The organism is Paraphotobacterium marinum, assembly GCF_002216855.1.
Classification (GTDB): Bacteria; Pseudomonadota; Gammaproteobacteria; order Enterobacterales; family Vibrionaceae; genus Paraphotobacterium; species Paraphotobacterium marinum.
This window is the reverse complement of sequence record NZ_CP022355.1, coordinates 142,566-154,809: the sequence shown is the minus strand read 5'-3', so window position 1 is coordinate 154,809 and position 12,244 is coordinate 142,566. Positions and strand designations below refer to the sequence as shown.

Genomic DNA, 12,244 nt, shown 5'->3' with positions numbered 1-12,244 from the left:
GAAAATGTATGAATTTAGAGCGTTCTGAAGTGAATGACATTCCAGTTTTACCTTTAAGAGATGTAGTGGTCTATCCTTACATGGTTATTCCTTTGTTTGTTGGACGAGAAAAGTCTATTCGTTGTTTAGAAGCAGCAATGAATTCTAATAAAGAAATCTTGTTAATTGCTCAAAGAGATGCTTCAGAAGAAGATCCAATAAAAGATAATTTATATGAAATTGGAACGATAGCTACAATACTTCAGTTATTAAAACTTCCAGATGGTACAGTTAAAGTTCTAGTTGAGGGTAAAAATAGAGTTAAGCTTATCAATTTATCTGATGATGATTATTTCTTGGGTCAAACAAAAATAGTTAATGAAATTGAGATTGATGAAAAAGATCAAGATGTCCTTTTAAGAACTGTTATTAATCAGTTTGAGAATTTTGTGAAATTAAATAAAAAGATTCCACCTGAAGTTTTAACTTCTTTAAATGGAATTGATGATTTGTCACGACTTGCTGATACTATTGCAGCTCATATGCCACTTAAAATGGAAGATAAGCAAAAAGTTCTTGAAATAAACGATATTAGAGAGCGTCTTGAATTTTTAATGGCACTCATGGAATCTGAAGTAGAGATACTCGAAGTTGAGAAAAAAATTCGTGGTCGAGTAAAAAAACAAATGGAAAAAAGTCAAAAAGAATATTATTTGAATGAACAAATGAAGGCTATACAAAAGGAGCTTGGAGAACTTGATGATGTGCCGGATGAATTTGAACAATTAAAAAATAAAATTTCAAAATCAAAAATGCCAAAAGAAGCTCTGAATAAAACAGAACAAGAACTAAACAAGCTTAAAATGATGTCACCTATGTCTGCTGAAGCTACTGTCGTGAGAAGTTACATAGAGTGGATGACTGCTGTACCGTGGTTTAAAAGGTCGAAAGTTAAAAAAGATTTAAGTAAAGCTGAATATATTTTAAATGAAGATCATTACGGTCTTGAGAGAGTAAAAGAAAGAATTTTAGAGTACCTTGCTGTACAAAGTAGGATAAACAAATTAAAAGGTCCCATATTATGTTTAGTTGGACCCCCTGGTGTCGGAAAAACTTCACTCGGTCAGTCTATAGCAAAAGCAACTGGTCGAAAATATGTGAGAATGGCTCTGGGTGGTGTTAGAGACGAAGCTGAAATAAGAGGGCATAGACGAACTTATATTGGCTCTATGCCGGGTAAAATTATTCAAAAAATGACAAAAGTTGAAGTCAAAAATCCACTATTTTTACTCGATGAAATTGATAAAATGTCATCTGATATGAGGGGAGATCCTGCTTCGGCATTACTTGAGGTCTTGGATCCGGAACAAAATAATGCATTTAATGATCACTATTTGGAAGTTGATTATGATCTTTCAGACGTAATGTTCGTAGCCACATCGAATTCTATGACTATTCCAGGACCTTTACTGGATCGTATGGAAGTTATTCGATTATCAGGTTATACAGAGGATGAAAAATTAAATATAGCAAAAAATCATCTTCTCGATAAACAGATTGAAAGAAATGGTCTGAAAAAAGATGAAATTACTATAGATGACTCTGCTCTTTTGGGAATAATTCGTTACTATACAAGAGAGGCCGGCGTTAGAGGGTTAGAAAGAGAAATTTCTAAGCTTTGTCGAAAAGCTGTTAAAGAAATATTATTAAATCAAAAGATGAAGAACGTTCATATTGAGTTGGACAACCTAAAGGATTATTTAGGAGTTCAGCGATTCGATTATGGAAAAGCAGAAAATGAAAATAGAGTCGGTCAAGTTACTGGTTTAGCTTGGACAGAAGTTGGTGGTGACCTTTTAACAATTGAGACCGAATCGATGATTGGGAAAGGGAAGTTAACTTATACTGGCTCTCTTGGTGATGTGATGCAAGAGTCAATTCAAGCAGCAATGACTGTCGTTCGTTCGAGAAGTGAGAAGTTAGGTATTAACAGTGATTTTTATGAGAAGAGAGATATCCATGTGCATGTACCTGAAGGTGCTACACCAAAAGATGGCCCTAGTGCTGGTATAGCTATGTGTACGGCTCTTGTCTCAAGTTTGACAGGTAATCCAGTCAACTCTGAAGTAGCTATGACAGGCGAAATTACGCTTAGAGGAGAAGTTTTGCCAATTGGAGGTCTTAAAGAGAAACTTTTAGCTGCGCATCGTGGTGGTATTAAATTAGTTATTATACCAAAAGAAAATGAAAGAGATCTTGAAGAAATTCCTGAAAATGTAAAAGCTGATTTAAATATAAAATGTGTTCAGTGGATTGATGAGGTTTTGTCTTTGGCACTTATAAACAATCCCCAGGGTATGGAAGTTGCCTAAAAAGTGATTTATAACAAAAATTTTTTAGACGTATATTAAAAAACATTGAGATTAAAAAAAAGTTTACTATATATTGATAATATCAAAGGTTTAATAATGAACTTTTGATATTACTTTTTTACAACAATGAGGAATGTTATGAATAAAGGTGAACTCGTAGAAAAAATTGCAACAGATGCACAACTTTCAAAAGCGTCTGCAAATCGAGCTTTGGATGCTTTTATGGAAGCTGTATCAGAATCCCTAAAAAAAGGTGATCCAGTAGCATTAGTTGGCTTTGGTACTTTTTCAGTAAAGGATAGAGCTGCTCGTAAAGGTAGAAATCCACAAACAGGTGCTGAAATTCAAATTAGAGCTTCAAAAGTACCAGGTTTTAAAGCAGGTAAAGTTTTAAAAGATTCTCTAAACTAGTTTATATATATTTCATAATACGTTATCATTTGCTTATAAATTAATTTATAAAATCATAATAAGAGCGTCTAAAGCGCTCTTATTTTTTAGTTAAAATAAGAGGAAATGTTCCATGATGGAAAACCTGAGAGCAGGAGCTAATAATATTGTAATCAAGGTAATATTTATTTTGATTATTTTATCATTTATTTTTGCAGGAATTGGTAGTTATGTTGTTGGTAATAAGCAAAATTATGTTGCTAAAGTAGATGATCATAAAATTAGTAAAGAAGAATTTGAAAGTGCCTATCAAAATCAACTTAAACAGATGCAGTCACAGATGGGTAACTACTTTCAAACGCTGTTAGAAAACCCTTCTTATGAAAAACAAATTAAATTACAGGTTATTAATGAATTAATTAATAATTATTTACTTGAAGAGAATGCAAAAAAAAATGGCATGGTAGTAACAAATTCGCAAATTAAAGATGCTATCTTAAAAATGCCTGAATTTTCAAAAAATGGGGTTTTTGACAATCAAACGTATCGTAATTTAATTCAAAGAGCAGGATTAACACCTGATGAGTTTGCTCAATATATTAAAAAAAGCTTTTTGTCAGAACAATATTTAAAAAATATTAATTCTTCAGAGTTTAATTTGCCTGGAGATGCTCAAGAGATTAATAATTATATCAATCAAATAAGATTAATAAGCACAAGTCAATTAAACAACAATGAAATTAAGAAAAATATAAAAATTAGCGACCAAAATATTTTAAAATATTATAATTCAAATAAAAAGGACTTCACTGAACCACGTAAGTTTACTGCAGCTTATATTGAAGTTGAGAAAAAAAATGCAAGTCAAAATATGGTCGTTTCTAATGAAGAAATTCAAAAGTTTTATGAGAAAAATAAAAGTCAATACATTGAACCACGAGAAATAAAAATTAGTTATATTTTTGTTACCAAGAAAGATATTGCCTTAGAAATAGAAAAAAAATTAAGCGAGAAACAAGATTTTCAAAAATTAGAAGAACAGTATTCTCAAGATAAATTCTCAAAATCACACACCTTATCAAATTGGATAAGTAAAGGGGATCTACCCGCCGCTTCAGATAAAGCAGCCTTTAATTTGAATAAAATAGGTGAGTTTTCAAAAATCATAAAAGTATCAAATGGCTATCAAATTATTAGGCTTGATGATATTAAACCGGAAAAGATTAAATCTTTAGAAAAAGTTAAAAGCGAAATTAATGAAATAATTTTAGCAGATAAAGTTGATAAAAAAATAGTTGAACAAAAACAATTGCTTTCAAATTTATCTTTCAGTAATCCTAAAACTTTGGAGCCAGCGTCGAAAAAACTAGGTCTTCCGATAGAAACAACTAAACCTTTTGATATTGATAATATTCCACCTTCAATTCTCTCTAATGGAACAAAAAAAGCACTTTTAAGTTCTACTGTTTTGAAAAGCAGATTAAACTCAAATGTTATTCAGTTACCCAATGGAAACTTAATTGTCTTCAGACTGACTAAAGTTGAACCCCCGAAGGTTATTGATTTTAATTTAGTTAAAGCAAAGATTAAATCTATGTTATTCGAGCAAGCATTAAACATAAAGTCTGATAAATTGGCACAGGATTATGTAAAAGAACTTAATGATAACAAAAAATCTTTAAAATTTAATACACCTATTGAAGTTTCTAGAAATAATATAAATGCTAGCAATCAAAAATTAGTTGAGGCATCTTTCAACATAGCAGAAAAGGGTAAATACTCTTATTATAAAAATAACTCTGGAACAGTATTTATTATAAAACTTAATAATATTATTTATCCTAAAGGTAATATTAACTCGTTAGATGAGGTTAGTAACTCATTAGTTCAACTTAGAAATAATATTAATCAAGCATCTTTAATTACAGCTCTCAGAGAAAAAGCTAAGATTGAAGTTAAAAACATTAATTAATTAAGTTAATGTTTAAAAGTTTTTAGCCACATAATGTGGCTAAATTTTTTTAGTTTATTGACTGTAATCCTTTAAAAAACATCTAAATCTTTCGATGGCTTCCTGAATAATGCTTTCAGATGGTAAAAAAATAAAACGAAAGTGATCATTATTATGCCAATGAAACCCCTTACCATGAACTATTAATACTTTTTTTTCAATTAAAAAATCTAATACAAGCTTTTCATCATCTTTTATATTATAAAATTTTTTGTCTATTCTTGGAAATAAATACAGAGCGCCATTTGGTTTAATACAACTTATACCGGGTATCTTGTTTAATAAATCCCAAGATAAATCTCTTTTTTTTGCTAGTTGATGGTTGATACTTCTGTAGTAATCTGGCTTTGACAGAATATCTTCTAATGCTGGTTGAATACAAAATTGCATCGGAATGTTAGGACATAATCTCATGGAAGCTAGCATATTTAAAGCATGGTTTATTTTTTTTAACTTTAAACTCCTGTCTGTTATCATCATCCAGCCAACTCTAAATCCACATATATGGTGTGACTTAGATAGTCCTGAAAAAGTTATGCATGGGACTTCATCAGAAAATGAAGCAACGTGATGATGGACATAATTGTCGAATAAAATATTTTCATATATCTCATCTGAAAAAATGATAATGTTATGTTTTTTACAGATTTTAACTATCTCTTGTAAAAGAGATTTAGAATATACTGCACCCGTTGGATTATTTGGATTTATTAAAACAATCCCTTTAGTTTTTTTTGATATTCTTGATTTAATTGAATCCAAGTCGGGAAACCAGTTGGTAGAGTAATCACAGGTATAATGGACAGCATGTCCGCCTGCAAGAGATATTGATGCAGTCCACAATGGATAGTCTGGTGAAGGGACAAGAATTTCATCTCCCTTTTCTAAAAAAGCCTGCATCGACATTAATATTAATTCAGAAACACCGTTGCCTATAAAAATATTCTTTTTGTCTATCACATGGTTATATTTTTTCCGCACATAATTACTGATAGATAATCTAGCCTCAATCAATCCTTGAGAGTCACCATAGCCACTACTTTTACTCAGATGTGTTTGAATAGAGTTTAAGATGTTTTTACTCGGATAATAGCCAAAAGGAGTTGTATTCCCAATATTTAATTTAATTATACTCTCATCATTACTTTCAAGCTGTTCAGCCTTTTCTAATATTGGTCCTCGGAGATCATAACATATTTTTTCAAATTTCGCGGGTGTATTGAATAATTTTTCCATAAAATCTCCAAGAGCATTATTTAATCAGAATAAAACTTTATCAAGTAGATAACAGCTAAAATATTAATAAATGAAATTATGACAAGATAATTAATGATTGAGATTTGAAGTAAACTTAGAATGACAGAACTACACATTGCACTTAAAATCATAAAAATTGCATTTAAAAAATTATTCCCTGCTATAACTTGTGAAACCTTTTTACTAGGACTACTAATTTCAAGTTGGTACATTAATTGTACAAAATAAACGCCAAAACAAAAACCAAGAAAAAAAATAGAAATCGAAAGATGTTGAAAATATCCATTAAAGAAAACCGCACTAAGATTTCTAACTTCAGAAGTATTAGAATTATGGAAGACTAAAAATAATGATATTAGTGAAATAAATAGCAAAGATAAAGCACAAATTAGTTTTGAATTGTCGTTATTGAAGAACTTACAAGTCAATGATCCAATTGATATACCAATTATTAATAATATATAGATAAAAGAAAATATTTTTCCATTGTTATCGGTATTTAACAAAGTGTCAACTAACATAGGTAATATATTAATAAAAGAAACTGATAAAAACCAAAACCAACTAAGACAGATTATTATATAAAAAATCCTTTTATTCTTATAAATTAAATTTAAATTTTGTTTTATGGAAGAATAGACATTTAAATCCAATGTTAAATTTTTATCATTAGGTGAGTTGGTTGGTATATATTTTGATGATATATAACCTAAGATAGATGTTAAAATTAGGATACATGATATGAAATATTCTGGAATGAATTTTGCGGCAATGATAAAAGAAGCTAGCATTGATGCTACTAAAATAGCAAACTGTGTTGATGCATTTATTAAGCCATTAGCTTCTTTTAAAGTCTTTTGTTTAAAAAGTGCTGTAGGAAGCGAATATTTAACTGGACCAAATAAAGTATATTGAATGCTAATTAAAATAATAGGGATTAAACTTATATAGTAAAAATGACAAATAATTGAAATACTAGCAAGGATCATTATTAAAACTTCAAATATCTTTAATGATTGAATATATTTTGATTTTTCATATTTATCTGAAAGCTTTCCCGCTAAAGGCGATAAAACTAAAGTTGGAAATACAAATAAAAATAATACAATATTAGTGTAAAGAATATGTGAGTTAGTTGAAGTATTTGTATTTGTGAAAATATAAATAAATATTACTGCATTTCTTAATATATTATCATTGAAAGCGCCCAAAAACTGAGTTAAAAAAAAGGGCAAAAATGTTTTGTTTTTAAAAGAGATATTGCAATCATTCGCATCCATGAGAAAGAGTTTGTCCTAATTAAAAATAATTATTAAAAAAATTATCAATCAAAATTCGTCCATTAGTATTTTTGTTCATGAAAAGCTTATCATCAACAGATAACAATGTAATTCCATGAACGGATGCCCATATAAGGCGACTTGTTTCTGTTAATTCATCACTTGATAAACTTGGTCTAACTTTATGGACTAAATTATCTAGAATCTCAATTAACTTATTTATTCTTAAAGAGTGCCACTCAGGCAATTTATCAGAATTAACTTTATGCTGAAAAATGAGCTGCCAACGGTATGGATTTTTTTCAGCAAAATTGAGATAGCAATAAGCCATTTTTCGTAAAGATTTAAGTGGATCGGATTCTTCGTATATAGCTTTCCCCATATCTACGAAAAGTTCATCAAGTGTCCTTGCATTCACTTCTAATAACAATAGATCATAACTACCGAATATGTTTACTAAAGTACTTGGAACATAGCCAATTAGCGACGCAAGCTTTCGAAGGCTTAATTCATGGTACGGTTTGTTTTCTAGAAAAGTATTCACTTCATTAATTGTAATGGAAACTAATTCTTCTCTTGTATGGTCATTTCTTCTTGCCATTTAAAATTACCTAATTATATTTTTGATATCTATACATAATATTAATTTTTGAAATTTGTTCATTTAAAGTCCATAAATCATAAAGGTAACCAATAAAAAACAGACCAAATGTTAGAAAATAGATTATTCCACTTATCCATTTACCCATATAAAATCTATGTAGGCCAAAAAAACCCAAGAAAGTAAGTAAGACCCAACAAAAGTTATAATCAACTTTACCATAACGATATTTATTAGTTGCACTTCTAGACATTGATGGAATAAGAAAGAGATCTATTAACCAACCAATTAAAAAAAGTCCTAATGTAAAAAACCAAATTGTCCCAGTTATCTTCTTTCCATAGTAAAATCGGTGTGATCCAAAAAAGCCAAAAATCCAGAGAATATAGCCTAAAAATGTACTGTGTGTTATCATAATTAAAATATATGTGAAAAAATATTATAATAACACTTTTTTAACTTTTTTATATATATTTTAGATTAGCGTTAAAACTTAATATGAGTTGACAATGAAAGAAAATTTTTGGCAAACAAAAGATATTAAAAAACTGACCAGTCAAGAGTGGGATGCTATCTGCGATAAGTGTGGCTTATGTTGTTTGCATAAAATTATTGACGATGATACTAATGAGCTTTTTTATACTAATGTTGCATGTAATCTTTTAGATCTAGAGACTCGGCAGTGTTCAAATTATGAAAATAGATTTCACCTCAATTCTTCATGCATACAACTAACTGCAGAAAATATAGATGACTTTAATTGGTTACCAGATAGTTGCGCTTACATTTACCTAAAAGAGCATGGAGATTTACCTAAAAATCACTATTTAAAAACTAAAAGCAAAATTATTGGTAAGAAAATACCTGTTCGATTAATACATGAATGTGATGTTTCATGTATTGAAGATCATATAATCGAAAAACATGAATAAACTTATCGTTTTTTATTATCTAATATTAATGATATTAAACCCACAATACTCACTAAAATATAAAGTATAAAAAATAAGAGTAACCAGTGAGTTAGAGGAATATTGAAAAAGCTCCACTTTACCATTGAACAATCACCATAACTTTTAAATAAGGATGGGAACCATTCATTAAGAGGGAAACTTTTTGGAAAATAATTTGTTTCTTGTGAACAAGCAGAGAATAGTGGAGGGTGTAATTCAAGCTGTATATGTTCAATATTAAGCAAAGCACCTTTCGTAGCAGTAATGAGTAAAACTAACATCAATAAAAAGTTTATTTTTTTTGTCTTACTAAAAAAATTAGAGTAAAGGTAATTAGAGCTATTCCAATAACAGCGACTCGTTCATAAACACAATAGAGGCATGGATAAATTAATTTAAAATTTTGTAGAAATATAGCAAATAGAATAGAAAGTAGAGATATTGAAAACAAGACTAGCCAAAATAGCCTATTTTTAATTAGTTTATTTAATGAATTCGGCATGTATAGGAATGGGTTTGAAACTATTATTGTGCATTTTAACTGTAATTAATTAAAATGCAAGTATATTATTTCTCAAAAATTCCATATTCTGCTTTTTGAAAAATTATCGGTCTCAGCGAGTAGGACATGTATCTAATATTTTGTAAGACCCATTTGGAAGTAATTCTTCAAGGATAACATCAAAACCCCAAAGTCTATGGACATGTTTTAAGACCTCTTTATAACTTTTATGAAGAGGGATTTGATTTTGAGGTACATATTGTAAAGTCAGCGATCTGTCACCTTTTAAATTTACTTTAGATACTTGTATATTAGGTTCAAGTGAACTTAAATTATATTGCTGTGATAAGTTTTCTCTTATAATTTTGTAACCCTCTTCATTATGTATTGCGTTAATTTCAATAAAGTTGTTTTTTTCATCATCGTTTATTGAAAAAAATTTAAAATCTCTCATTACTTTAGGGGAAAGATATTGACTTATAAAGCTTTCATCTTTGAAGTTTCGCATAGCAAAATGAAGCGAATCTAGCCAATTGGAGCCAATTAAATCAGGAAACCATAACTTATCTTCATCAGTGGGATTTTCGCATATTCTTTTAATATCCTTAAACATGGAAAACCCTAAAGCGTATGGATTTATGCCATTATAGTAAGGGCTATTATAGCTTGGTTGTGATACTACATTGGTATGACTATGGAGAAATTCTAAAATAAATTTATCACTGACTATTTTGTCATCATATAGATGATTCAATAGAGTATAATGCCAAAAGGAAGCCCATCCTTCATTCATAACCTGAGTTTGCTTTTGTGGATAAAAGTATTGGCTTATTTTTCTTATAATTCTAATAATTTCCCTTTGCCAAGATTCAAGAATAGGCGCATTTTTTTCAATAAAGTATAAAATATTTTCTTGAGGCTCTTCAGGAAAAGATTTTTCTTGATAACTAAAGTTTGATTTATTTTGAGGTAATGTTCTCCATAGGGAGTTTACTTGAGTCTGAAGATAGTCTTCACGATCTTTTTGTCTTGCTTTTTCTTCATTAAGAGAAAGCTTATCTGGTCTTTGATATCTATCTACTCCATAATTCATTAGTGCATGACATGAGTCTATAATTTCTTCAACAGCAACCACACCATACTTTTCTTCACATTCATTTATATAGTTTTTTGCAAAAAGTAAATAATCAACAATACTACTTGCATCAGTCCATGATTTGAAAAGGTAATTATTTTTAAAAAAAGAATTATGTCCATAGCAGGCATGTGCAATAACTAGTGCTTGCATGGTTATTGTATTTTCTTCCATTAAATAAGCTATACAGGGATCAGAATTAATTACTATTTCATATGCAAGTCCCATTTGTCCATGCTTGTATCCCTGTTCAGTCTCAATAAACTTTTTGCCGAATGACCAGTGATTATAATTAATTGGCATTCCAATACTAGAATAGGCATCCATCATTTGTTCAGCAGTAATTATTTCTATTTGATTATCGTAAGTTTCTAATTTATAAATCTTTGCTACTCGGTCTATTTGTTTTTGATATTCTTTGATTAAATCAAACGTCCAATCTGGACCATCGCTAAGTTTTGAGTATTTTTCCATAAATAATTTCCAAATAAAATTTAGTTTGTTGGTAATTGTTTTTAAATAGTTCTCTAAAAACAGGATAAATATCTTCGGACTTTTGAATATTTTCATAGCAAAATTATTAAAGGTTTTGTTTATAATTTCATATTCTCTCCAGAGCGTTTGATGTGCTCTTCTAGTAATTTCAATATATGTATAATATCTAGTAAATGGTAGTATTTTCTCTGTTAGCTCACTTCTACAATGGGGAGAATCATCAGCCCAGTTGTCACCATCTGAAGCCTGTGCGGCGTATATATTCCAATCAGATGAACTATATCTTTTTTTCATTATATCAACCATTAACTTCAATGAGCTTGAAACTATTGTCCCTCCAGTTTCTTGGGAATAAAAAAATTCATGTTCATCAACTTCCTTTGCCTGTGTATGGTGTCTGATATATATTACCTCAACATTTTTATATGTTTTTTTTAGGAAAAGATACAATAGAATATAAAACCTTTTAGCAATATCTTTAGTTGCTTGATCCATTGATCCTGATACATCCATAAGACAAAACATAACTGCTTTGCTTGATGGAATAGGGCGTTTTTCATAATTTCTAAACCTTAAATCAACAGTATCTAAAAAGGGAGTTTGTGAAATTTTTTGTTTAAGGTTTGTTATTTGCTGTAATAATTTTTTTGTTCAATTAAGTCTGGGATATTTTGATTTTCAAGTAATAAGAGTTCCTCTTTTAATTTTTTAGTTCGGTCTTTTTTGAAGCATTCATTGCAGTTCTTCTTGCAAAGGATTTCTCTAGCGACTTGACTACATCTATATTAGTTGGGACTCCAGTAACTTTGTACCCAGCACGGGAAGATTTCCATTTTACTATTTTGTTATAATTATTCATTTTTAGGTTTGGAAGCTCTAAATCTTCAAATATTAAATCAAGATATTCTTCTTTGGAAATATGAAATTTAAAGTTATCATTCCCATTACCATCCTTACTGGCTTGATCTTCTCCATTAGAAGGAGATGAGTTTTGTGGTCTTTCTATTTTATCTCCCGTAATAAATTGGTCATTACCTGGATGTATAATGTTTCGGCTACCACCACTACCAACATGAAACATAGGTTCATCTATATTCTTAGAAGGAATCTCTATATTTTCCCCATTCTCTAAATCTGTTACAGAGCGGTTGTTTACAGACTTTTCTAAAGAATCTTTTATTTGTTCTCGATGGCGTTGTATAAAACGCCTTCTATTAACAGTACTCTTATTTTTACCATTAAGTCTTCGATCAATAAGATTTGTCATAA

The 12,244-nt window shown here is 29.6% G+C and carries 11 protein-coding genes and 1 pseudogene; 4 read left to right on the top strand and 8 right to left on the bottom strand.

Features of this window, described 5'->3' with window-relative positions:
• The first annotated feature begins 8 nt into the window (after nucleotides 1-8).
• The 3 genes from lon (at nucleotide 9) to CF386_RS00815 (ending at nucleotide 4,713) form a co-directional block, all read left to right on the top strand.
• Entirely contained in the window at nucleotides 9-2,351 is a 2,343-nt protein-coding gene (gene lon, locus CF386_RS00825; RefSeq protein WP_089072640.1) for an endopeptidase La, read from the top strand.
• A 138-nt stretch (nucleotides 2,352-2,489) separates the two neighbouring features.
• Entirely contained in the window at nucleotides 2,490-2,762 is a 273-nt protein-coding gene (locus tag CF386_RS00820; RefSeq protein WP_089072639.1) for an HU family DNA-binding protein, read from the top strand.
• A 115-nt stretch (nucleotides 2,763-2,877) separates the two neighbouring features.
• The gene (locus CF386_RS00815; protein ID WP_158522263.1) at nucleotides 2,878-4,713 is read left to right on the top strand and encodes a SurA N-terminal domain-containing protein; all 1,836 of its coding nucleotides are present in this window, start codon (nucleotides 2,878-2,880) and stop codon (nucleotides 4,711-4,713) included.
• Nucleotides 4,714-4,767: 54 nt separating this feature from the next.
• Here the strand turns inward: CF386_RS00815 and CF386_RS00810 are convergent, their stop codons facing one another.
• From CF386_RS00810 to CF386_RS00795, 4 genes are read right to left on the bottom strand one after another with little or no spacing between them, the layout of a single operon-like run.
• Nucleotides 4,768-5,988: an aminotransferase class I/II-fold pyridoxal phosphate-dependent enzyme gene (locus tag CF386_RS00810; RefSeq protein ID WP_089072637.1), complete on the bottom strand. Its 1,221-nt coding sequence runs from the start codon at nucleotides 5,986-5,988 to the stop codon at nucleotides 4,768-4,770.
• Between the two features lie 20 nt (nucleotides 5,989-6,008).
• Nucleotides 6,009-7,289, bottom strand: coding sequence for an MFS transporter (locus CF386_RS00805; protein WP_089072636.1), 1,281 nt, complete (start codon nucleotides 7,287-7,289; stop codon nucleotides 6,009-6,011).
• Between the two features lie 19 nt (nucleotides 7,290-7,308).
• Nucleotides 7,309-7,890: a TetR/AcrR family transcriptional regulator gene (locus tag CF386_RS00800; RefSeq protein WP_089072635.1), complete on the bottom strand. Its 582-nt coding sequence runs from the start codon at nucleotides 7,888-7,890 to the stop codon at nucleotides 7,309-7,311.
• A gap of 10 nt (nucleotides 7,891-7,900) precedes the next feature.
• Entirely contained in the window at nucleotides 7,901-8,305 is a 405-nt protein-coding gene (locus CF386_RS00795; RefSeq protein WP_089072634.1) for an NINE protein, read from the bottom strand.
• Nucleotides 8,306-8,399: 94 nt separating this feature from the next.
• Between CF386_RS00795 and CF386_RS00790 the strand changes: the two genes are divergently transcribed.
• Nucleotides 8,400-8,822, top strand: coding sequence for a YcgN family cysteine cluster protein (locus tag CF386_RS00790; protein WP_089072633.1), 423 nt, complete (start codon nucleotides 8,400-8,402; stop codon nucleotides 8,820-8,822).
• A 2-nt stretch (nucleotides 8,823-8,824) separates the two neighbouring features.
• Here CF386_RS00790 and CF386_RS13250 read toward each other — a convergent pair whose 3' ends face one another.
• From CF386_RS13250 to CF386_RS00770, 4 genes and pseudogenes are all read right to left on the bottom strand, one after another.
• Entirely contained in the window at nucleotides 8,825-9,127 is a 303-nt protein-coding gene (locus CF386_RS13250; RefSeq protein ID WP_264080465.1) for a disulfide bond formation protein B, read from the bottom strand.
• Nucleotides 9,128-9,135: 8 nt separating this feature from the next.
• Nucleotides 9,136-9,345, bottom strand: a complete 210-nt coding sequence (locus CF386_RS13565; protein WP_089072631.1) for a disulfide bond formation protein B — start codon at nucleotides 9,343-9,345, stop codon at nucleotides 9,136-9,138.
• Nucleotides 9,346-9,457: 112 nt separating this feature from the next.
• On the bottom strand, nucleotides 9,458-10,954 hold the full coding sequence (locus CF386_RS00775) for a SpoVR family protein (RefSeq protein WP_089072630.1): 1,497 nt from the start codon (nucleotides 10,952-10,954) through the stop codon (nucleotides 9,458-9,460).
• Nucleotides 10,932-12,242 (bottom strand): annotated as a pseudogene (locus tag CF386_RS00770) (YeaH/YhbH family protein). The gene CF386_RS00775 and the pseudogene CF386_RS00770 overlap by 23 nt, the downstream one beginning before the upstream one ends.
• Between the last annotated feature and the right edge of the window lie 2 nt (nucleotides 12,243-12,244).